Source organism: Nocardia sp. GTS18 (genome assembly GCF_013839555.1).
Classification (GTDB): domain Bacteria; phylum Actinomycetota; class Actinomycetes; order Mycobacteriales; family Mycobacteriaceae; genus Nocardia; species Nocardia rosealba.
On the sequence record NZ_JACBIU010000010.1, the window covers coordinates 16,659 to 36,935 of the forward strand.

The 20,277-nt window shown below is 67.5% G+C and carries 23 protein-coding genes; 16 read left to right on the forward strand and 7 right to left on the reverse strand.

What is annotated here, in order from left to right:
* Positions 1 to 49 precede the first annotated feature (49 nt).
* The 10 genes from HYG95_RS12015 to HYG95_RS12060 all read left to right on the forward strand — a co-directional run bounded on the left by HYG95_RS12015 (position 50) and on the right by HYG95_RS12060 (position 8,170).
* Positions 50 to 826 (forward strand): helix-turn-helix transcriptional regulator, encoded by a 777-nt coding sequence (locus HYG95_RS12015; RefSeq protein ID WP_370465769.1) that lies wholly within the window; start codon positions 50 to 52, stop codon positions 824 to 826.
* Positions 823 to 2,259: a Fe-S cluster assembly protein SufB gene (gene sufB / locus HYG95_RS12020; protein ID WP_181698058.1), complete on the forward strand. Its 1,437-nt coding sequence runs from the start codon at positions 823 to 825 to the stop codon at positions 2,257 to 2,259. Before HYG95_RS12015 ends, sufB begins: the two co-directional genes overlap by 4 nt.
* On the forward strand, positions 2,259 to 3,437 hold the full coding sequence (gene sufD, locus HYG95_RS12025) for a Fe-S cluster assembly protein SufD (RefSeq protein WP_181698059.1): 1,179 nt from the start codon (positions 2,259 to 2,261) through the stop codon (positions 3,435 to 3,437). The genes sufB and sufD overlap by 1 nt, the downstream gene beginning before the upstream one ends.
* A 33-nt stretch (positions 3,438 to 3,470) precedes the next feature.
* Positions 3,471 to 4,238, forward strand: a complete 768-nt coding sequence (gene sufC / locus HYG95_RS12030) for a Fe-S cluster assembly ATPase SufC (RefSeq protein WP_067493704.1) — start codon at positions 3,471 to 3,473, stop codon at positions 4,236 to 4,238.
* A gap of 5 nt (positions 4,239 to 4,243) precedes the next feature.
* On the forward strand, positions 4,244 to 5,506 hold the full coding sequence (locus tag HYG95_RS12035) for a cysteine desulfurase (RefSeq protein WP_181698060.1): 1,263 nt from the start codon (positions 4,244 to 4,246) through the stop codon (positions 5,504 to 5,506).
* Between the two features lie 3 nt (positions 5,507 to 5,509).
* The gene (gene sufU, locus HYG95_RS12040) at positions 5,510 to 5,986 is read left to right on the forward strand and encodes a Fe-S cluster assembly sulfur transfer protein SufU (protein WP_067636000.1); all 477 of its coding nucleotides are present in this window, start codon (positions 5,510 to 5,512) and stop codon (positions 5,984 to 5,986) included.
* Positions 5,986 to 6,378, forward strand: a complete 393-nt coding sequence (locus HYG95_RS12045; RefSeq protein ID WP_067493905.1) for a metal-sulfur cluster assembly factor — start codon at positions 5,986 to 5,988, stop codon at positions 6,376 to 6,378. The genes sufU and HYG95_RS12045 overlap by 1 nt, the downstream gene beginning before the upstream one ends.
* 171 nt (positions 6,379 to 6,549) lie before the next feature.
* Positions 6,550 to 6,984 carry a DUF4189 domain-containing protein gene (locus HYG95_RS12050; RefSeq protein ID WP_181698061.1) on the forward strand — a complete coding sequence of 145 codons (435 nt, stop codon included), beginning with the start codon at positions 6,550 to 6,552 and terminating at the stop codon, positions 6,982 to 6,984.
* Between the two features lie 180 nt (positions 6,985 to 7,164).
* Positions 7,165 to 7,593, forward strand: a complete 429-nt coding sequence (locus HYG95_RS12055; RefSeq protein ID WP_181698062.1) for a DUF4189 domain-containing protein — start codon at positions 7,165 to 7,167, stop codon at positions 7,591 to 7,593.
* A 148-nt stretch (positions 7,594 to 7,741) separates the two neighbouring features.
* The gene (locus HYG95_RS12060) at positions 7,742 to 8,170 is read left to right on the forward strand and encodes a DUF4189 domain-containing protein (RefSeq protein WP_067635991.1); all 429 of its coding nucleotides are present in this window, start codon (positions 7,742 to 7,744) and stop codon (positions 8,168 to 8,170) included.
* Between the two features lie 52 nt (positions 8,171 to 8,222).
* Here HYG95_RS12060 and HYG95_RS12065 read toward each other — a convergent pair whose 3' ends face one another.
* Complete coding sequence (locus tag HYG95_RS12065) at positions 8,223 to 8,855, reverse strand: TetR/AcrR family transcriptional regulator (RefSeq protein ID WP_181698063.1); 633 nt, start codon at positions 8,853 to 8,855, stop codon at positions 8,223 to 8,225.
* Positions 8,856 to 9,002: 147 nt separating this feature from the next.
* Here HYG95_RS12065 and HYG95_RS12070 point away from each other — a divergent pair, with 147 nt between their 5' ends.
* On the forward strand, positions 9,003 to 10,277 hold the full coding sequence (locus HYG95_RS12070) for a CdaR family transcriptional regulator (RefSeq protein WP_181698064.1): 1,275 nt from the start codon (positions 9,003 to 9,005) through the stop codon (positions 10,275 to 10,277).
* 18 nt (positions 10,278 to 10,295) lie between these two features.
* Here the strand turns inward: HYG95_RS12070 and HYG95_RS12075 are convergent, their stop codons facing one another.
* From HYG95_RS12075 to HYG95_RS12085, 3 genes are read right to left on the reverse strand one after another with little or no spacing between them, the layout of a single operon-like run.
* A complete protein-coding gene (locus tag HYG95_RS12075) occupies positions 10,296 to 10,958 on the reverse strand; it encodes a methionine ABC transporter permease (protein ID WP_181698065.1) in 663 nt (220 codons plus the stop codon).
* Between the two features lies 1 nt (position 10,959).
* Positions 10,960 to 11,967, reverse strand: coding sequence for a methionine ABC transporter ATP-binding protein (locus HYG95_RS12080; RefSeq protein ID WP_181698066.1), 1,008 nt, complete (start codon positions 11,965 to 11,967; stop codon positions 10,960 to 10,962).
* Positions 11,964 to 12,800, reverse strand: coding sequence for a MetQ/NlpA family ABC transporter substrate-binding protein (locus HYG95_RS12085; RefSeq protein WP_370465770.1), 837 nt, complete (start codon positions 12,798 to 12,800; stop codon positions 11,964 to 11,966). Before HYG95_RS12085 ends, HYG95_RS12080 begins: the two co-directional genes overlap by 4 nt.
* A 282-nt stretch (positions 12,801 to 13,082) precedes the next feature.
* Between HYG95_RS12085 and HYG95_RS24825 the strand changes: the two genes are divergently transcribed.
* The 3 genes from HYG95_RS24825 (at position 13,083) to HYG95_RS12095 (ending at position 14,224) form a co-directional block, all read left to right on the forward strand.
* Positions 13,083 to 13,310, forward strand: a complete 228-nt coding sequence (locus tag HYG95_RS24825; protein WP_370465764.1) for an NADAR family protein — start codon at positions 13,083 to 13,085, stop codon at positions 13,308 to 13,310.
* A complete protein-coding gene (locus tag HYG95_RS24830; RefSeq protein WP_370465765.1) occupies positions 13,307 to 13,627 on the forward strand; it encodes an NADAR family protein in 321 nt (106 codons plus the stop codon). The genes HYG95_RS24825 and HYG95_RS24830 overlap by 4 nt, the downstream gene beginning before the upstream one ends.
* A gap of 96 nt (positions 13,628 to 13,723) precedes the next feature.
* Positions 13,724 to 14,224 carry a DUF4189 domain-containing protein gene (locus HYG95_RS12095; RefSeq protein WP_255495240.1) on the forward strand — a complete coding sequence of 167 codons (501 nt, stop codon included), beginning with the start codon at positions 13,724 to 13,726 and terminating at the stop codon, positions 14,222 to 14,224.
* 47 nt (positions 14,225 to 14,271) lie between these two features.
* Here HYG95_RS12095 and HYG95_RS12100 read toward each other — a convergent pair whose 3' ends face one another.
* Together HYG95_RS12100 and HYG95_RS12105 are read right to left on the reverse strand one after the other, a co-directional pair.
* Entirely contained in the window at positions 14,272 to 14,805 is a 534-nt protein-coding gene (locus HYG95_RS12100; protein WP_181698069.1) for a GNAT family N-acetyltransferase, read from the reverse strand.
* Between the two features lie 14 nt (positions 14,806 to 14,819).
* Positions 14,820 to 15,713 carry a Ku protein gene (locus tag HYG95_RS12105; RefSeq protein ID WP_181698070.1) on the reverse strand — a complete coding sequence of 298 codons (894 nt, stop codon included), beginning with the start codon at positions 15,711 to 15,713 and terminating at the stop codon, positions 14,820 to 14,822.
* 113 nt (positions 15,714 to 15,826) lie between these two features.
* Between HYG95_RS12105 and HYG95_RS12110 the strand changes: the two genes are divergently transcribed.
* Positions 15,827 to 16,888, forward strand: a complete 1,062-nt coding sequence (locus tag HYG95_RS12110) for a lycopene cyclase family protein (protein WP_370465766.1) — start codon at positions 15,827 to 15,829, stop codon at positions 16,886 to 16,888.
* Positions 16,889 to 17,071: 183 nt separating this feature from the next.
* Positions 17,072 to 19,432 carry an MMPL family transporter gene (locus HYG95_RS12115; RefSeq protein WP_181698071.1) on the forward strand — a complete coding sequence of 787 codons (2,361 nt, stop codon included), beginning with the start codon at positions 17,072 to 17,074 and terminating at the stop codon, positions 19,430 to 19,432.
* 42 nt (positions 19,433 to 19,474) lie between these two features.
* On the opposite strand, the gene HYG95_RS12120 is transcribed toward HYG95_RS12115, so the two are convergent.
* Complete coding sequence (locus HYG95_RS12120) at positions 19,475 to 20,239, reverse strand: SDR family oxidoreductase (RefSeq protein ID WP_181698072.1); 765 nt, start codon at positions 20,237 to 20,239, stop codon at positions 19,475 to 19,477.
* Positions 20,240 to 20,277 lie beyond the last annotated feature (38 nt).

The following is a 20,277-nucleotide window of genomic DNA, read 5'->3' on the forward strand; positions in this document are numbered from 1 at the left end:
CTTATTAGATTTAGGGAAGTAATTCCGCCACACTGGTGTTGTGAAAACCGTGGGTTTGCGGACAGGCGTGGAAGGGACCGGTCGTAAGACGACCGGCACCCGGTCGTCTGCTGTGCCCGCGCACGAAGGGCAGACTCGGGCGGCCATCGTCCAGTTGCTGCTCGAGCAGGGTCCCATCACCGCCACCGCCATCAGTGCCGAACTCGGGCTCGCCCCCGCAGGGGTGCGCAGGCACCTCGACGCGCTGATCGACGCAGGTCAGGCGCGCGCGAGCCGGTCGGCGCCGTGGCAGCAGAAGGGCCGCGGCAGGCCCGCCAAGCAATACCAGCTCACCGCCGCCGGACGTGGCAACCTCGGCCATGCCTACGACGACCTGGCCGGTGCCGCCATCCGTCAGCTCGGTGAGATCGGTGGCGACGAGGCGATCAGCGAGTTCGCCCGCAAACGGGTGCGTACGATCGTCGACGGCATCGAGCCGGTCGCCGAGCACAGTGCCCCCGTGATCGAGGCCAAGGTCGAGGAGATCGCCGAGGCGTTCGCCGACGCCGGTTTCGCCGCGACCACCCGCCAGGTGGGTGCCGGTGTGCAGATCTGCCAGCATCATTGCCCGGTGGCCCACGTGGCCGAGGAGTTCCCGCAGCTGTGCGCCGCCGAACTGGACGCTTTCCGCGACCTGCTCGGCACCCACGTGCAGCGACTTGCGACGATCGCCAACGGCGATTGCGCCTGCACCACCCATGTGCCGCTGGTCGCGGTGCCGAAAATCCCATCCGCCGCACAGCCCGCGGCGGAACGAAGCAACGACTCCGGAAGGAGTGCCGAATGACGACAACCACCGACCAGGTGCAACCGCTGACCCAGGACGAAACCATTGCCTCGCTGGGCAACTACGGTTACGGCTGGTCCGATTCGGATGTCGCGGGCGCCAGTGCGCAACGCGGCCTGTCGGAGGCTGTCGTTCGCGACATCTCGGCCAAGAAGAGCGAGCCCGAGTGGATGCTCGACATCCGTCTCAAGGCGCTGCGCATCTTCGACCGCAAGCCCATGCCGAACTGGGGCTCCAACCTCGACGGCATCGACTTCGACAACATCAAGTACTTCGTTCGCTCCTCGGAGAAGCAGGCCGAGAGCTGGGAAGACCTGCCCGAGGACATCAAGAACACCTACGACAAGCTGGGCATCCCCGAGGCCGAGAAGCAGCGCCTCGTGTCCGGTGTCGCCGCGCAGTACGAGTCCGAGGTCGTCTACCACTCCATCCGCGAGGATCTGGAGAAGCAGGGCGTCATCTTCCTCGACACCGACACCGCGCTCAAGGAGCACCCGGAGATCTTCCAGGAGTACTTCGGCTCGGTGATCCCCGCCGGTGACAACAAGTTCTCCGCGCTCAACACCGCCGTGTGGTCGGGTGGCTCGTTCATCTACGTGCCGCCGGGCGTGCACGTCGACATCCCGCTGCAGGCCTACTTCCGGATCAACACCGAGAACATGGGCCAGTTCGAGCGGACGCTGATCATCGTCGACGAGGACGCCTACGTCCACTACGTCGAGGGCTGCACCGCGCCGATCTACAAGTCCGACTCGCTGCACTCCGCGGTCGTCGAGATCATCGTGAAGAAGGGCGGCCGCTGCCGCTACACGACCATCCAGAACTGGTCGAACAACGTCTACAACCTGGTCACCAAGCGGGCCAAGGCGGAGGCGGGCGCCACCATGGAGTGGGTCGACGGCAATATCGGCTCCAAGGTCACCATGAAGTACCCGGCGGTCTGGATGACCGGTGAGCACGCGCACGGCGAGGTCCTCTCCGTCGCGTTCGCCGGCCCCGGCCAGCACCAGGACACCGGCGCCAAGATGCTGCACCTGGCCCCGCACACCTCCTCGACCATCGTGTCGAAGTCGGTGGCGCGTGGCGGCGGTCGCGCGTCGTACCGCGGCCTGGTCCAGGTCAACAAGGGCGCCTACGGCTCCAAGTCGACGGTGAAGTGTGACGCGCTGCTGGTCGACACGATCAGCCGCTCCGACACCTACCCCTACGTCGACATCCGCGAGGACGACGTGACCATGGGCCACGAGGCCACGGTCTCCAAGGTGTCCGAGGATCAGCTGTTCTACCTGATGAGCCGCGGTCTCACCGAGGACGAGGCGATGGCCATGGTGGTGCGCGGCTTCGTGGAGCCCATCGCCAAGGAACTGCCGATGGAATACGCACTGGAACTGAACCGGCTCATCGAGCTGCAGATGGAAGGGGCCGTGGGCTGATGTCGACGCTCGAGACGCCGACCCAGAACCCGGGCGCGGGCGCCGCGGTCAACAAGGGCGAGGTCTTCACCTCGTTCGACGTGGACGCATTCGAGATCCCGTCGGGTCGCGACGAGGCGTGGCGGTTCACTCCGTTGCGTCGGCTGCGCGGCCTGCACGACGGTACGGCCGTGCGTGACGGTCAGGCCACCGTCGAGGTGAGCGAGGTCGCCGGTGTCACCGTGGAAACGGTCGACCGCACCGACGCCCGTCTCGGCCAGGCCGGTACCCCCGCCGATCGCGTTGCCGCCCAGGCCTATTCGGGCTTCGAGACCGCGACCGTCATCACCGTCGGCAAGGAGACCGAGGTTTCCGACCCCGTCACCGTGACCATCACCGGTCCGGGCGAGGGCAAGACCGCCTACGGCCACCTGCAGATCCGGCTGGACAACTTCGCCGTCGCCACGATCGTGCTCGATCAGCGCGGCAGCGGAACCTACGCCGAGAACGTCGAATTCGTGCTCGGTGACAGCGCCAAGCTCACCGTCGTCGCCGTCCAGGAATGGGCCGACGACGCCGTGCACGTCACCGCGCATCACCTGAAGCTGGGTCGTGACGCGAACCTGCGGCACGTGTCGGCGACCCTCGGCGGCGACCTGGTCCGCCTGTCGGGCACCGTGCGCTACGCCGGTCCCGGCGGCGAGGCCGAGCTGTTCGGTCTGTACTTCGCCGACGCGGGTCAGCACTTCGAGCAGCGACTGCTGGTCGATCACGCCGAGCCCAACTGCAAGTCCAACGTGCTGTACAAGGGTGCGCTGCAGGGTGACCCGTCCTCGCCGAAGGGCGACGCCCGCACGGTCTGGATCGGCGACGTGCTGATCCGTGCCGCGGCCGAGGGCACCGACACCTACGAGGCGAACCGCAACCTGGTGCTCACCGACGGCGCCCGCGCCGATTCGGTGCCGAACCTGGAGATCGAGACCGGTGAGATCGCCGGTGCCGGACACGCCAGTGCCACCGGCCGCTTCGACGACGAGCAGCTGTTCTACCTGCGCGCTCGTGGCATCCCCGAGGACGTCGCCCGCCGCCTGGTCGTGCGTGGCTTCTTCTTCGAGATCATCCAGAAGGTCACGGTCCCCGAGGTCCGGGAGCGGCTCGAGGCGGCCATCGAGGCCGAACTCGCCACTGTCGGTATCTGACACCCACTTACTGCAACGAAGGATTCGAATTCGATGACCACCTTGGAAATCAAGGACCTGCACGCGGAGATCACCACCCCCGAGGGTGAGTCCAAGCAGATCCTCAACGGTGTGAACCTCACGGTGAAGTCCGGCGAGACGCACGCCATCATGGGCCCCAACGGCTCGGGCAAGTCCACGCTGTCCTACGTGATCGCCGGACACCCCAAGTACACCGTCACCCAGGGCACCATCACCCTCGACGGTGAGAACGTCCTGGACATGTCGGTCGACGAGCGTGCCCGCGCGGGCCTGTTCCTGGCCATGCAGTACCCGGTCGAGGTCCCCGGTGTCTCGATGTCGAACTTCCTGCGCACCGCCGCCACCGCCGTGCGCGGTGAGGCGCCGAAGCTGCGCACCTGGGTCAAGGAGGTGAAGGAGTCGATGAAGGAGCTCGACATCGACTCGGCCTTCGCCGACCGCTCGGTGAACGAGGGCTTCTCCGGTGGCGAGAAGAAGCGCCACGAGGTGCTGCAGCTCGGCCTGCTCAAGCCGAAGATCGCGATCCTCGACGAGACCGACTCCGGTCTCGACGTCGACGCGCTGCGTATCGTCTCCGACGGCGTGAACCGCTACAAGGATCGCGAGGACGGCGGCGTCCTGCTGATCACGCACTACACCCGCATCCTGCGCTACATCAAGCCCGACTTCGTGCACGTGTTCGTCAACGGCCGCATCGTCGCCGAAGGCGGCTCCGAGCTGGCCGAGGAACTCGACGCGAACGGCTACGTGCGCTTCACGTCCGCGACCACTGGAGCCTGACGACCATGACCGCTGTGTCCGTCTCGGGGTCGGCCCTCGACGTGGCCCGCATCCGGGCCGACTTCCCCATCCTGCACCGCACGGTGCGGGACGGGAAACCGTTGGTGTACCTGGATTCCGGTGCCACCTCGCAGCGTCCGCTGCAGGTGCTCGACGCCGAGCGTGACTTCCTGCTCACCCGCAACTCGGCGGTGCACCGCGGTGCGCATCAGCTCGCCGAGGAGGCCACCGACTCCTATGAGGACGCGCGGGAGGTCATCGCGCGCTTCGTCGGTGCCGACGCGGGCGAGATCGTGTTCACCAAGAACGCGACCGAGTCGTTGAACCTGGTGGCCAACGCCTTCGGTGACGACCGGTTCCCGTACAAGGTCGGACCCGGCGACGAGATCGTCATCACCGAACTCGAACACCACGCGAATCTCGTGCCGTGGCAGGAACTCGCGCGTCGTACCGGTGCCACCCTCAAGTGGTACGGGGTGACCGACGACGGACGCATCGATCTGGATTCGCTCGAACTGTCCTCCGCGACAAAGGTTCTCGCGTTCACCCACCAGTCGAACGTGACGGGTGCGGTGGCGCCGGTGGCCGAATTGGTCCGGCGGGCAAAGGAAGTCGGCGCGCTGGTCGTGCTCGACGCCTGCCAGTCGGTGCCGCACACGGCGGTGAACTTCCGTGAACTCGGTGTCGATTTCGCCGCGTTCTCCGGGCACAAGATGCTCGGCCCGATGGGTGTGGGCGGCCTGTACGGCCGTCGTGCGCTGCTCGAGGAGACGCCGCCGTTCATCACAGGTGGGTCGATGATCGAGACCGTCACGATGGAGAAGACCACCTACGCGCCGCCGCCGCAGCGCTTCGAGGCGGGCACCCCGATGACCTCGCAGGTCGTCGGACTCGCCGCCGCGGTGCGGTATCTCGAGAACCTCGGCATGGACGCGATCGCCGCCCACGAGCACGCGCTCACCGGTGCCGCGCTCGAAGGCCTCGGCGCGATCGAGGGCGTGCGGATCATCGGACCCACCGAGAACGTGGATCGCGGTGGCGCGGTGTCGTTCGTCGTCGACGGGGTACACGCCCACGACGTGGGCCAGATCCTCGACGACCAGGGTGTCGCCATCCGGGTCGGGCACCACTGCGCGTGGCCGCTGCACCGCCGCTTCGGGGTCGCCGCGACCGCGCGGGCGTCCTTCGCCGTCTACAACACTCTCGACGAGGTCGACGCACTGGTCACGGCCGTGCGGAAGGCTCAGACGTTCTTCGGAGTTGCATAAGACATGCGCATGGAGCAGATGTACCAGGAAGTGATCCTGGACCACTACAAGCACCCGCACCACCGCGGGCTGCGGGAACCGTTCGGTGCCCAGGTGCACCACGTGAACCCCACCTGCGGTGACGAGGTGACCCTGCGCGTGCACATCGACGACGCGGGCGAGGTCGCCGATGTCTCCTACGACGGCCAGGGCTGCTCGATCAGCCAGGCGGCCACCTCCATCCTCACCGACCAGGTGATCGGATTGCCGGTGCAGCAGGCGCTGAAGGTGGTCGACTCCTACAGCGAGATGATCTCGAGCCGAGGCACCGTCGAGGGCGACGAGGACATGATCGGCGACGGTATCGCCCTCGCCGGTGTCGCCAAGTACCCCGCGCGCGTGAAGTGCGCACTGCTGGGGTGGATGGCGTTCAAGGACGCCGTCGTGCAGATCGCCTCGGCCGAAGATGCCAAACCTGCCATGGGAAATGGGGATGCGTGATGAGTGAGACCAAGGCTGACGAAGCCACGACCGAAACCGCAGCGCCCACTCCCGAAGCGGAGTTGACGCCCGAACAGATCCAGCACATCGCGGATCTGGAAGAGGCCATGCGTGATGTGGTCGACCCCGAACTCGGGATCAACGTCGTGGACCTCGGCCTCGTCTACGGCATGTCCGTCGACGACGCCAACATCTGCACCCTCGACATGACACTCACCTCGGCGGCCTGCCCGCTGACCGACGTCATCGAGGACCAGTCCCGCAACGCCCTGGTGCGCAGCGGCCTGGTCGAAGACCTGAAGATCAACTGGGTCTGGATGCCGCCGTGGGGCCCCGACAAGATCACCGACGACGGCCGCGAACAGCTGCGCGCCCTCGGCTTCACGGTCTAGACAACACTTTTCACCGCAGGCCCGGACCCCGCGTGGGTGCCGGGCCTGCGGCGTTTCCGTGTCCGTGTCGAAACGTGAAGTGCGTCACTCCGATTGGCGGGCGGTGGTCCGAGGATGGTCCACTTGTCGGTTCCGCGATCGCGGAACTGTTTGTCAGAGGAGAACTTTCGAATGAGTTTCATGGGTAAGGCCGGCTTCGCCGTCGCGGCGCTCGGTCTTGCGGCCGGTTCGGTGTTCGGCGCCGGTGCCGCGAACGCGCAGAGCATGTTCGGCGCGATCGCTTTCAGCACGACCGATTGGACCTACGGGTCGAGCAGCAGCTGGCCGAGCGAGCAAGAGGCGCGCGAGCAGGCGATCGCGAGCTGCGGCACCAACGGCGCCGCCGACTGCAAGGTCATGATCTCGTGGGCGAACGGCTGCGGCACACTGGTCGTCAGCGACGACGGCGTCGCGGCGGCCTCGGGGCGCACCGCGGCCGAGGCTACGCGCGCTGCGTTCGAACGGCTCTCCGAGCTCACCCCGACCGCCCAGCTCGCGAACTTCGGGTCCTCGGACCTGAGTGGCGCCAAGGTCGCCCGCGTGGTCTGCACCGCGAACGCGCGCTGATCGACAGCACGACGCGGGCCCGGATCCTCTCGCAGGATCCGGGCCTGTCGTGTTTTCCGTCGGTGATGTGCCGACGTCGGTGATGTGAGATTTCGCGTTTCGGTTGGCCTTTCGCGCGAATTGCATGATGATCTGGAAAGTTCCGGACTTCCGGAACAGTTTCCAGAGGAGAACATTCGAATGAGTTTCACAAGTAAGGCCGGCTTCGCCGTTGTGGCACTCGGCCTTGCGGCCGGGTCGGTGTTCGGGGCGGGTTCGGCGAGTGCGGCGGGCGACCAGTGGGGCGCCATGGCCGTGGACGCCGACTGGTCGAACTACGGCCGTTCGGTCGACTACCCCACCCGCGCCGAGGCCGAGGCGGCGGCGCTGGAGCAGTGCGGCGCGGACGGCTGCGCTGTCGAGGTGTCGTGGGTGAACGGCTGCCTGGCCCTGGTGGAGAACGAGCAGTACGTGGCCTGGGGCAAGGGCTCCAACCGCGCCGAGGCCGAGCGGGAGGCCTACCTCGCGCTCACCGAGGGCACCCCGCAGAACCTGCTCGTCAACCTCGGCTCGTCGCAGATGGCAGGCGGCACCGTGATCGAAACGGTGTGCACCACCAACGCGAGCTGAACGCGATAGCAATCGGACCCGGATCTCGAGCGGATCCGGGTTCTTTTGCGTCGGTACCTTTACCTCCGGAGTTGGCTATTACCGAACTTTCGATGATGATCTGGAAGGTTCCGGACTTCCGGAACAGTTTCCAGAGGAGAACATTCGAATGAGTTTCATGAGTAAGGCCGGCTTCGCCGTTGTGGCACTCGGCCTTGCGGCCGGGTCGGTGCTGGGTGCCGGTTCGGCGAGCGCGGCGGGTGACCAGTGGGCGTCGGTCGCGCTGAGCGACAACGAGGCCATCTACGGCATCAGCGTGAACGAGGGCAGCGCCGAGGCCGCCATCGCCGCGGCGATCGCCGACTGCCACCTGGCCGACTGCAACGAGGTCATGACCTGGGCCAACGGCTGCGGCGTTCTGGTCCAGAGCAACGACGGCCTCGCGTGGGCGTCCGGTCCGACTCGGGCCGATGCCGAGCGCACGGCTTACGAGAGCCTGACCGAGCTGACCCCGACCGCCATGCTGGCCAACACCGGTTCGGCGAACCTGAGCGGCGCCCACGTCGTCGACGCGATCTGCACCGCCAACGCGCGCTGATCGTCACCACCTGATCGGGCCCGGATCCTTCGCGGGATCCGGGCCTGCCGCATTACCGGGCCGTTTCGGCCTCGAGCGCCGAGGCGATCCAGGCGCCGATCATGTCGGCGGTCTGGTCGATCACCACATCGCGGTCCAGACCCTCGTCTTCCATTTCCACCGAACGCAGCGCCGTGGCGAAACCGGCGTTGAGCACCACGAACGCCATCGTGTCGATATCGATGGTCTTGGTCGGGCCGAGCAGGTGGATCAGATACAGCTTGATGATCATGCGCAGCCGCGGCTCGAATTCGGGGATACCGCTGCCGTAGAAGTGCAGGTCGGCGACGAGTGCGCGGACCAGGGGCCCGTTGGCGACGAGGATCTGCACGGCGGTGCGGATCACCTCGGCCACCGAATCGCGTGGTGTCTTGTCCGCGGCGACGGTGAGAAACTTGCTGTATCGGTCCTCCACCTGGAGAAACAGGCTGTCGGTCAGCTCTTTGACGATCTCGTCGCGGTCGTTGAAATACCGGTAGAGCGTGCCGATGCTGATGCCCGCCTCGCTCGCGATCCGGTTGGTCGAGGTATTGCCGATGCCGCGGGTGCCGAAAAGGTGAGCGGATACCTCCAGAATACGTGCCCGCGTCTCCCTTGCCCGATCCTGTTTCGGACGTTTGCGCTGCTTATCGGCTTGTGGGGGCATCGGTGCACCTCGCGGGAAAGAGGAGTAGAAGGTGAGCGGTTACTCACCCTACAGTCATGTCACGAAGAAGACCTCGGTGTCGGCCATCACGTTGGGACAGGTACCGGGGAAGCAGCACCGAACGGTGTGAACGAGGAGGAGTCGACGATGACGATCCCAGTGGACAGGGGGCTGACATCCACGCTGGTCACCCATTTCGTGAACAACGTGGCGACCTGCCGGACGTTGCCCGGTGACGCGATCTCCGGCGAGGTGACTTCGGTGACCAGGATGTGCCTCGAGATCTGCGCCGGGTTGCTCGACGGGCGTGACGAGGAGGCCAAGCTGCACCGGCTCGCGGTCGCGGCGGCCGGATGGGCGCGCGAGGGCGTGCCCATCGACACGATCCTGCATGCGCTGCACGAGGGCTTCCGGATCGGTTTCGACGCCGCGTGCGCCGGGATGAGCCTGCCCGACGAGTTCCGTCGGCTGATCGCGATCTCGGATGTCCTGTGCACCACTGTGACTCGCGCCTACATCCGCGAGCACCGCGAGATCGCCGGTGAGCACCACACCGCCGTGCACACGCTCACCTCCGCCCTGCTCGCCGGGCAGCCGACCATCACGATGGCCCGCGAGTGCGGGATCGCGGTCGCCGAATCGTATGCGGTACTGGCCCTTTCGATCGGCGAGCACCCCGACGAGCACGATGCCCGCCTGAATTCCTCGGTGGTCGCGCGGCGCAAGTTGCGCCGGGTGCAGGCCGCGCTGGCGCACCGGTGCGGGGAGCAGGCGTTGTCGCTGTTGTCGGTCGACGGTGGGACGCTGCTCATTCCGGCCGACCTGCTCGCCGACGATCAGCTCGACGGCCTCGTCGAAGCCCTGTCGCGGGCCGCCCGCGTGGACGTGACGGCGGCGCTGGTGACCTCGCCCGCGGCCGAGATCCCCGACGCGGCACAGCGCGCTCACGAACTGCTCGACATGGTGGAGCGGCTCGATTGCGAACCCGGCCTGTACCGCTTCGGCGATCTGGCGCTGGAATACCAGCTCACCCGCCCCGGTCCCGGCCGCGCCCGGCTCGGGGAACTGCTCGCCCCGCTGGACAAGCACCCCGAGCTGTACGAGACGCTGCGCGTGCACATCGCCAACAACATGAACCGGCAGCGCACGGCCCGCCTGCTGCACATCCACACCAACACCGTCGACTACCGGCTGCGGCGCGTCGCCCAGCTCACCGGGCTCGACCCGGCGCAGGCCTCGGGGCTGTGGCAGTTGCGGTCGGCGATGATCGCCCGCAGTTTCCACACCGGCCCGCGAGTGCCCGCCGAGCAGGTGGCCTCGACCGGCTTCGGTGGCGCGATGGGTACCAGCGGTCCGCGCCGGGCCCGGGCGGACGCCGAGGTCTGTCCCACACCGGGACTCGGCGGCGTACGCTCGGCCTAGCTCGGCCCACCGGGTGATTCAGCGGCGCAACACCTTCCGGGCCAGCCAGTTGCCGAGGAACTGGACGGCCTGGACGCCGGCGATGATGATCAGGACGGCGACGAGGGTGACCTCCCATCGGAACTGCTGGTAGCCGTAGACGATGGCGAAGTCGCCCAGACCGCCGCCACCGACGGTGCCCGCCATGGCGGAGATGTCGACGATCGAGATCACCACGAAGGTGTAGCCCAGGAGCAGCGGGCCGAGCGCCTCCGGGATCAGCAGCGTGAGGATGATGCGCAGCGGACCCGCGCCCGCCGCGCGGGCCGCTTCGATCACCCCGGGGTCGACGGTGACCAGGTTCTGTTCCACGATGCGGGCGATGCCGAACGAGGCGGCGACGATCATCACGAACAGTGCCGCCTCGGAGCCGATGGTCGTGCCGACCACCTCGAGGGTGACCGGGCCGAGCGCGGCCAGCAGGATGATGAACGGAATCGGGCGCACCACGTTCACGATCACATTGAGCACCAGATAGATCGGTGTGCTGGCGAGCAGGCCGCCCTTGCGGGTGGTGTAGAGCGCGGTGCCGAGTACCAGGCCGATCAGGCCCGCGACGACGAATGTCACGCCGACCAGGTAGACGGTCGTCCCGATGGACTCGAACAGGGTGGGGCGCAGTTTCTCCCAGTCGGTGTCCACCTCAGCCCTTCCGTTCCAGATCGGCGACGACGCGGTCCACCGCGTCGTCGGGTCCGTGCAAGGCCAGGGTGATGCTGCCGAAGGTCTTGTCCTGCAGCGTGCTCACACCGCCGTAGACGATCTCGAAGCGCACGTCGGCGGCGGCCGCGGCGGCCAGCGCCGCACCGATGCCGCTGTGGTCGTCGACGTCGACGGTGACCAGCCTGCCGCCGTGCAGCTCCCGCAGCCGGTCCAGTTCGCGGGCATCGGGCCGGTTGTGCAGCACGGTGCCGACGAACGATCGGGTCGACTCGGCCCGCGGTGCCGCGAAAACGTCGAAGGTGGACGCCAATTCGACGATCCGGCCCTCGGCGAGCACCGCGACCCGGTCGGCGACCGCGCGGATCACATCCATCTCGTGGGTGATCACCACGATGGTCACCCCGAGTTCGGCATTGACCTTCTTCAGTAGCCGCAGCACCTCACCGGTGGTTTCCGGGTCGAGCGCGGAGGTGGCCTCGTCGGCGAGCAGCAGCGACGGGGAGGTGGCCAGTGCCCTGGCGATTCCCACGCGCTGCTTCTGCCCACCCGAGAGCTGATCGGGATAGGCACGGGCCTTGTCGGTGAGACCGACGAATTCGAGCAGTTCGGCCACCCGCGCCTTGCGTTCGGCGCGCTTCCAGCCCGCCACCTTCAGCGGGTACTCCACATTGCCCGCGGCCGTGCGGGATCGGAAGAGGTTGAACTGCTGGAACACCATGCCGATATCGCGGCGCAGCGTGCGCACGGCCGACTCCGGCACCCCGGTGATGGGGGTGCCCGAGATCGTGACGGTGCCCGACGTGGGCTTCTCCAGGGCATTGATCAAGCGCACCAGGGTGGACTTGCCCGCCCCGGAATAGCCGATCACCCCGAAGATCTCACCGTGCTCGATGCGCAGATCGATACCGTCGAGCGCGAGGTGCTCGTCCGCGCCGCTGCCGAACACCTTGGTGACCGAACGGAATTCGACAGCAGCGGCGGAACTCACTTGTTCGCCCGGATGCCCTGCTGCACCCGGTCGAGGATCTGTTCGAGCTCGGCGCCCGGGCGCGTCACGGCGACCGCGGTGTTCTTGGTGACCTCGGCATGCGCGGCGGCCACGGCCGGGTCCTTCCAGATCTCCACCAGCTTCAGATAGGTCGGGTTGGTCTTGTCCTCGGCGCGGGTGACGATCACGTTGATGTAGGGCTCGGCGGCCGGATTCTTCGGATCGTCCTTGTACAGCGCCGAATGCGGGTCGATGCCGGAACGCTCGAGGAAGGTGTTGTTGATCACCGAACCGTCCACCGAGGCCAGCGAGAGCGCGGTCTGCGCGGCATCGACCGGGGTCACCTTCACCTTGGACGCGCCCTTGTCGATGTCGGCCGGTGTGGGCTGGGCCGAGGTGCCGCTGAGTTTCAGCAACCCGGCGGCCTGCAGCACGAACAGGGCACGGGCCTGGTTGGTCGGATCGTTGGGGATCGCGATCTCGCCGCCGGGCGGGATGTCGGCCACCGCCTTGTGCTTCTTGGAGTACAGGCCGAGCGGCACGATGTAGGTCGAACCGATCGGGGTCAGCGTGTCCGAGCTCGCCACGTTGTACTGGCCGAGGAACTGCAGGTGCTGAAAGAGATTGACGTCGATCTGCTTCTGCGACAGCGCCGCGTTGGGCTGCTGGTAGTCGGAGAAGTTGGTGATCTTCAGCGTGATGCCCTGCTCCTTGGCCTTCTCTTCGAACACATCCCAGGCCTTGTCCTTGTCGGTGGTGCCGATCTGGACAACGGTGCCCGATTCCGCGTCGCCCGAGCCGCACGCCGTGAGGGTCAGGGCAGCGGTTGCCATGAGGACCGGGATCGCCAGTACCCGACGGAATTTCACTTGTACTCCCGAATTGCTCGCCATTGATGAACTCGGTCATCCAAGCCGCGCCCACCCCTGCCCGACAACGGTTCGAATTGCCTCGAGCCAAACCCTCACCAATAGTTGGACGCCCGTCTAACTTGCGGGCCTTGCAAGGCATGGGTCCCCTGCTCGGCGCGCTCGGTGCCGCCACGAAAAGCCCTTGGCACGTAGCTCGAGCCGCATATATAGTTCGAATGACCAAAACTAGAGACGGGGTGGGCCGTGCGATCGGTCGACGAATTGTGTGCGGCTGTCGAGCAGGGGGCTGTGCCGAAATACCTGCTGTTCTGGGGGCATCGGTCGCGTGCGGACGGGACGCTCGGTTCGGGCTGCCTGAGTCAGTGGTGGCCTGCGCCCTTCTCGGTCGACGGGGAGCGGTTCGCCACCGCCGAGCACTATATGATGTGGCGCAAGGCGCTGCTGTTCGGTGATTCCGAGGCGGCCGGGTGAGTACTCGAGGTCGCCCATCCCGCCGAGGCGAAAAAGATGGCAGGCTTGTTCGGGGGTTCGACCAAAGTGTTTGGGAAGAAGCACGATTCGACATCGTCGTGGCGGGCAGTGTGGCGAAATTCGGATCGGATGCGGGGTTGCGGTCGTATTTGGCGGGCACGGCGGGGCGGGTGCTCGTGGAGGCGAGTCCGCTGGATCGGGTGTGGGGGATCGGGCTGTCGGCGACGGACGAGCGGGCGGGTGATCCCGCGCGATGGCGGGGACTGAATCTGCTGGGGTTCGCCTTGATGCGGGCGCGTGCCGAACTCGGTGGGTAGAGCTATTCGGGAAAGGTATTTCTCGGTGGGGCTGTGGGCGTTCATGATTGGGGGTGGTCCCGGTTCGGGACCGAACTTTCGATGGGGAGAATTCTGATGTCTGTTGTGGGCAAGTACGCCCTCGGTGTGGCCGCCGTATCCGCGGTGTCCGCCTTCACGGTGGTCGCCGCGGGTCCGGCCGCCGCCGGTGCCAGCGGTGTGGCGATCGCCGAAGCGCCCGGTTACACCGCCGTGTCACGTGATGGCGGATTCCAGGCCGCCGCCGGTGACCTCTACGGCGCGCTCGCGCTGTCGTCGGACGAGGCTGTGGTCGCGTCCGCGGTGAACTACGGCAGCTGGGCCGATGCCCAGCACGCCGCGCTCGCCGAGTGCGGTGTGTGGGACTGCCAGGTGGTCGTCTCGTTCCGCAATGCCTGCGGTGCGGTGGCCCAGGGCGCCGACTACCGATTCGGCTGGTCGTGGGACCACTCGCTGGCCGCCGCCGAGCGGTCGGCGGTGGATGTGCTCGGTTTGAGCGCCCCGCCGTTCCCCGACCTGGGTTCGGCGTCGCCGCGTCCGGCGCGGGTCATCCTGTCCGCCTGCACGGCGAACGTCTGACGCATTCCTCGACAAGGGGCGCGAACCGAAGGTTTCGTGCCCCTTTTTCATCGTCGCGGGTGGTCGAGCGACAGACGGCCACGCCGGACGAGATCGTGTTTGGCGATCGGCGGCAGCGGGTCGTCGCCCGGCGTCTCGGGGTTGGTACGAACCAGCAGGGTGACGGTCGCGGCTGGCACGAAACCGCTGCGCCGCATCAGTGCCGCCGAGGCACCGTTGCGTTCCTCCACGTCGGTGACGATGTGCTGGGCACCACGCGCGAACAACGCCTCCGAGCAGACGTCGACCAATCGCCGGGCGATGCCGTGCCCCTGCATATCCGGCGCCACCGCGATCCACTCGAGGTAGGCCCAATCGTCACGATGCTCGAACTCCATCGAACCGAGCACGAAGCCGACCACCCGATCGGAGTCCAGGGCCACCCAGCAGGCGTTGTCGGGACTGTCCAGATGCTCGGCGACGGCCGTCAGCGACCAGGACGTATACGGCTTGGTCGTCGTGTCGAAAACCTGATGCCCGAGGTCGAGAACCTGACGCAGATGCCCCAGCCCCATCGGTACGACGGCGATCGCTTGGTCCATGGGCCCAGTGTGCCCTAGGCCCCCTTGCGGGCCGTGGACTTGCTCGCCGACTTGCGCGGTGCCGCCTTCTTGGCCGCGGCCTTCTTCGCCGGCTTCTTCTTCGGGGCGGCCGACTCGCCTTCGCGCCGCCCGCTCGCCTCGAGGCTGCGCTGCAAGGCGGCCACCAGATCGACCACCTCGGCATCGGGCTGTTCGGCCGGTTCGGCGGCGGTCGATTCGACCTTGCCGGTGCCGCTGGCAATCGCCTCGTCCAGCAATTTCTGCAATTCGATCTGGTATTCGTCGGTGTATTCGCCCGGATCGAAATCACCCGACATCGACTCGACCAGCGTTTCGGCCATCTTCAATTCCTGGGGGCGCGGGGTCGGCGCGTCCTCGAGCGACGGGAAGTCGACCGCGCGCACCTCGTCGGGCCACAGCAATGTCTGCAGCACCAGCACACCCTCACGCACGCGCAGCGCCGCCAACCGGGTCTTCTGCCGCAACGTGAAATGCACGAGTGCCGTCTTGTCGATCCGTTCGAGTGTGGCGGCCAGCAGTTGATACGCCTTCGGTGTCGCCGAATCGGGTTCCAGGTAATAACTCTTGTCGAACAGCACGGGGTCGATCTGATCCGACGGCACGAATTCCAGCACTGGGATCTCGTGCTTCTCCGCGGCGGGCAATTTGGCGAAGTCCTCGTCGGTGAGCACTACCTGCTCGCCGTCCGGCGACACATATGCCTTGTCGATATCGGAGAACTGCACCGATTTGCCGCACACCTGGCAGACCCGGTCGTATTTGATCCGGCCCCCGTCCTTGGCGTGGACCTGATGAAACCGGATGTCATGGTCCTCGGTCGCGGTGTAGACCTTGACCGGGACGTTGACCAGCCCGAAAGCGATCGAGCCCTTCCAGATCGACCTCATAGACCCCATCATGATCGATCCGCGCTCCCGGGGCGAGCGGGCGATGCACAACCGGTGCCCCGTCGTAATGCGCCGGCGCTTGATTCGATGAAGGGTCTGGTCAAATTGTCGGCGTGCGCGTTGAGTTGATCGTTTGTGGGTTGGGGCCCGCGGGCAGGGCCGTGGCCCACCGGGCGGCCGTGCGGGGTTTGTCGGTGGTGGCGATCGATCCTCGTCCGGAGCGGACGTGGACGGCGACCTATGCGGCGTGGGCGGACGAGGTCCCGGAGTGGGTGGGGGACGAGGTCTTCGCCGGAGACGGCGTGGAACCGACGGTGTGGGCGACAGGGGAGCACCGGATCGGGCGGGGGTACCGGGTATTCGATACGCCGCGGTTGCAGAACGCCCTGGCGGTGGACGGAGTGCGGGTGATCGCGGACCGGGTCACCCAGGTGGACGCGCGGGCGGGCTCGGTGCGGACGGCAGGTGGGCACGTGTTCCACGGCCGGGTGATCGATGCGCGGGGAGTCGGACGCGCGGCGCAGCGGGCTGAGCAGACCGCCTACGGGGTGGTGATCGAAGCGGACGAGCCCTGCGTGTTCATGGACTGGCGGCTCGACAACGGTGCCGGACCCGACGAACCACGGTCGTTTCTCTACACCGTGCCGGTGGCGAAGGGCCGGATGCTGTTCGAGGAGACATGTCTGGCCGGGCGCCCGGCACTGTCCCCCGAGCTGTTGCGCACGCGACTGGAATTCCGGCTCCGGCAGCGCGGCATCGAACTCGACGGCACGGAACCCGTTGAGCGCGTGCGGTTCCCGGTGGAGGGCGGCAAGCCCGGTGACGGCCGGTTCGGAGCCGCGGGCGGCCTGATCCACCCCGCCACCGGATACAGCGTCGCCGCCTCACTCGCCGCCGCCGACACCGTCGTCGAGGGCAACCGGCTGTGGACCGCACGCGCCCTCGCGGTCGCGGCCCTGCGCCGGGCCGGGCTACGGTCCCTGCTGGCCCTCCCGCCCCGCGATATACCGGTCTTCTTCGAGGCGTTCTTCGATCTCCCAGCGGCCCAGCAACGCTCGTATCTGTCCGGCCACGACGACCTGACCGGCACTCTCGCCGCGATGGCGACCCTGTTCGCCGGCCTCCCGCGCCGGGTGCGCCGCACCGTCGCCACCTCCTCGCTCGGACTCGGCTGAGCGGCAGCGGTAACGGGGATATCGGAGCGACGGCGCGAACGTCGCGGGGTTGCTAACATCGCCGGGCGAACGCGCCGACCCGCCAGCAGGATCGGGCCGACGAGGCGGGCCGACCGGGTGACACCGAATACCGCACGTCGAGATGCGTGCCGCAGTGTTGCTCGACGAGACAGGGGTATACCGGTGTTCGAATTCACCAAGCGGCGTGGCCGCTGGGTGCTCGGTGTTTTCGCGGTGCTCGCGCTGGTGCTCGGAGCACTCGGCGCGACGCTGTTCGACCGGGTGGAGGGCGGCGGTTACACCGACAGCGGCAGCGAGTCCAGCCGGGCGCTCGACGTGCTACGCGACGAATTCGGCCAGGGCCCACCGAATCTGGTGCTGCTGGTGGAAACCGAGGACTCGGTCGACGACCCCGAGTCCACCGCCGCCGCGACAGCGCTCGTCGCCAACCTGCAGGAACGCGCCGGTATCACCGACGTGTTGTCCTACTGGACGACCCACCAGCCCGCACTGCGCAGCCTCGACAACAAACAGGGCCTGATCGTGGCCACGGTCCTCGGCAGCGAACGTGAGATCGACGAACGGGTCGCCGCTGTCGCCGACGACCTCGCGGGCACCCAGGGCGAACTGCGGGTCCGCGTGGGCGGTTTCGCGATGCTCATGCACGAGACCGTCGAACAGAGCAAGACCGACATCGTCAAGGGCGAGGCCATCGCGTTCCCGCTCACGCTGCTGGCGCTGCTGTTCGTGTTCGGTGGGCTGGTCGCGGCGAGCCTGCCGCTGCTGGTCGCCGTGGTCACCGTACTGATGACGATGGGCACGCTGTGGTTGCTCGCCGTGTTCACCCCGCTCGCGGTCACCGCGACCAACGTGGCGACTCTGCTCGGGCTCGGCCTGGCCATCGACTACAGCCTGCTGATCGTCAATCGCTACCGCGACGAACTCACCGAGGGCCGCACCCCGGCCGACGCCGTGCGCGCCACCCTGCGCACGGCGGGCCGCACCGTCGCGTTCTCGGCGCTCACCGTCGCGGTGGCGCTGGCGGGTCTGGTGTTCTTCCCGCTGCTGGCCATCCGGTCGATGGGGTACGCGGGCGTGATCGTCGCGGGCCTCGCCGCCCTGGTCTCCCTGACCGTGCTGCCTGCGATCCTGCTGCTGCTCGGCACCAACATCGACCGTGGTCAGCTCGGCTGGTGGTTCCTGCGCGCGCCACGGCCCGCACCGGGCGAGGGCGCCTGGCACAAACTGGCCACCGCCGTCATGGGCAAACCGATCCCGATCGGCCTCGCCGTCGCCGCGGTGCTGTTGCTGCTGGGCACCCCCTTCCTCGGGGTGAAACTCGGCTTCCCGGACGAGCGGGTGCTGCCCCCGTCGATGAATTCGCGGCAGGTCGCCGAGACCGTGCAACGCGACTTCGGCGACAGCGACCAGGACACCCTCGTCGCGGTCCTGCCCGACAGTGCCTACAGCGCCGAGGGATTGGACGCCATCGCGCGCACGATGTCGGACCTGGACAATGTGCGCCGTGTCGACACCGCCACCGGCAGCTACGCCCAGGGCGGGCGGCTGGCCGAACCGACCGCGCTCAACGCCCGCTTCCGGGCCGAACGGGCCGCCTACCTGTCGATCGTTCCGTCCACCGGTGACAGCCACGAACTCGGCGCCCTGGTGGAACAGCTTCGCGCCCAGGACGTTCCGAGCGAGATCCTGATCGGCGGCGTCGCGGCGGCCAATGTCGACTCGGTGAACGCCATCGAAGACGCCCTGCCGTGGGCGCTGGGCTTCGTGGTGATCCTGATGCTGATCGTGCTGTTCCTGCTCACCGGCAGCGTGGTGCTCCCGGTGCTCGCGGTGATCCTGAGCGCGCTCAGCCTCACCGCCACCTTCGGAGCGCTGGTCTGGATCTTCCAGGACGGGCATCTGTCGGGTGTGCTCGGCTTCACCGTCACCGGTGACCTCTCGGCCACCGTTCCGGTGATGCTGTTCGCCGCCGCGTTCGGCCTGGCGATGGACTACCAGGTGTTCCTGCTCTCGCGCATCCGCGAAGAGTACGACCGCACCGGCAAGAACGAGGCGGCCGTCGCGCTCGGCCTGGAACGGATCGGGCGCATCGTCACCGCGGCCGCCATCCTGATCTCGCTGGTGTTCCTCGGGTTCCTGGCCTCCGACATCACCTTCATGAAGGCGTTCGGCATCGGTTTGCCGCTGGCGGTGATCGTGGACGCCACGCTGGTGCGCGGGTTCCTGCTGCCCGCCGCGATGAAGGTGCTCGGCGAGGCCAACTGGTACGCACCGGATTTCCTGCGCAGGCTGCACGACCGGTGGGGTCTCGACGAGGGTGGCTCACGCGCGAACCATCCGGTGCCGGTGCGTGATCCGCTCGGCGTCACCGGGAAGCCGACCGTCGAGGTGATCGACCCGCTCGCTCGCGCCGAGGCCGAGCGTGCGGCCGCCGCCAAGGGCGACGACCCGCTCGCGCGCGCCGAGGCGGAGCGTGCCGCCGCCAAGGGTGACGAGGCGCTGGCGGGCGCTCGCGAGGAATGAGCCGAACGGGGCGGGCCGGGCAACGGCCGCCCCGTTCCCGTCTCAGATGCCGCCGGTGGCCAGCAACCCGCCGTCGACGCGAACACAGTCGCCGGTGATCCAGGACGCCTCGTCCGACACCAGGAAGGTGATCAGGCGCGCCACATCCTCGGGGGAGCCCAGGCGCTTCATCGGGTACACGCTGGCGGCCCGTTCCTCGTCGGCGGAGAACAGGGCATCGGCGAACTTGGTCTTCACGACACCGGGAGCGACCGCGTTCACCCGGATGTTCGGGCCGAGCTGCCACGCCAGCTCCTCGGTGAGCCGGATCAGCGCCGCCTTGGAGGCGCCGTAGGCCGAGATCACCCCCGAGGAGCGGATACCGGCCACGCTCGCCACGTTCACCACGGCACCGCCGTGCTCAGCCATCCATGCCTTGTATGCCTGCTGGACATAGCCGAGCGCGGCCACGACGTTCACGTCGAAGATCTTGCTCACGGCGTTGAGATCGGCGTCCATCAGCGGACCGAACACCGGGTTGATGCCGGTGTTGTTGATCAGGATGTCGAGGGAACCGAACTCGGTGACCGCCCGCGACACTGCCTCGGCCCGCGCGTCGGCGTCACCGGAGTTGCCCGCGACGGTGCTCACCTGGCCCTTGTGTCCGAGGGCGCGCAACTCCTGCGCGGCAGCTTCGAGCGGTTCGGGTTTGCGGGCGGTGATCAGCACATTCGCACCCGCGCGCAGCAGTTCGGCGGCCGTCGCCAAGCCGATGCCCCGGCTGGCGCCGGTGACGAGAGCGGTACGGCCAACTAGATCGGTTGTCATGCGACGAGAGTAACCACGCTCACATCCGTCGGCGCCAG

Coding starts and splice junctions, on each gene's coding strand:
- sufB (WP_181698058.1), top strand. CDS start 823: ATGACGACAACCACCGACCAGGTGCAACCGCTGACCCAGGACGAAACC.
- sufD (WP_181698059.1), top strand. CDS start 2,259: ATGTCGACGCTCGAGACGCCGACCCAGAACCCGGGCGCGGGCGCCGCG.
- sufC (WP_067493704.1), top strand. CDS start 3,471: ATGACCACCTTGGAAATCAAGGACCTGCACGCGGAGATCACCACCCCC.
- HYG95_RS12035 (WP_181698060.1), top strand. CDS start 4,244: ATGACCGCTGTGTCCGTCTCGGGGTCGGCCCTCGACGTGGCCCGCATC.
- sufU (WP_067636000.1), top strand. CDS start 5,510: ATGCGCATGGAGCAGATGTACCAGGAAGTGATCCTGGACCACTACAAG.
- HYG95_RS12045 (WP_067493905.1), top strand. CDS start 5,986: ATGAGTGAGACCAAGGCTGACGAAGCCACGACCGAAACCGCAGCGCCC.
- HYG95_RS12050 (WP_181698061.1), top strand. CDS start 6,550: ATGAGTTTCATGGGTAAGGCCGGCTTCGCCGTCGCGGCGCTCGGTCTT.
- HYG95_RS12055 (WP_181698062.1), top strand. CDS start 7,165: ATGAGTTTCACAAGTAAGGCCGGCTTCGCCGTTGTGGCACTCGGCCTT.
- HYG95_RS12060 (WP_067635991.1), top strand. CDS start 7,742: ATGAGTTTCATGAGTAAGGCCGGCTTCGCCGTTGTGGCACTCGGCCTT.
- HYG95_RS12065 (WP_181698063.1), bottom strand. CDS start 8,855: ATGCCCCCACAAGCCGATAAGCAGCGCAAACGTCCGAAACAGGATCGG.
- HYG95_RS12070 (WP_181698064.1), top strand. CDS start 9,003: ATGACGATCCCAGTGGACAGGGGGCTGACATCCACGCTGGTCACCCAT.
- HYG95_RS12085 (WP_370465770.1), bottom strand. CDS start 12,800: ATGGCAACCGCTGCCCTGACCCTCACGGCGTGCGGCTCGGGCGACGCG.
- HYG95_RS12095 (WP_255495240.1), top strand. CDS start 13,724: ATGTCTGTTGTGGGCAAGTACGCCCTCGGTGTGGCCGCCGTATCCGCG.
- HYG95_RS12100 (WP_181698069.1), bottom strand. CDS start 14,805: ATGGACCAAGCGATCGCCGTCGTACCGATGGGGCTGGGGCATCTGCGT.
- HYG95_RS12105 (WP_181698070.1), bottom strand. CDS start 15,713: ATGAGGTCGATCTGGAAGGGCTCGATCGCTTTCGGGCTGGTCAACGTC.
- HYG95_RS12120 (WP_181698072.1), bottom strand. CDS start 20,239: ATGACAACCGATCTAGTTGGCCGTACCGCTCTCGTCACCGGCGCCAGC.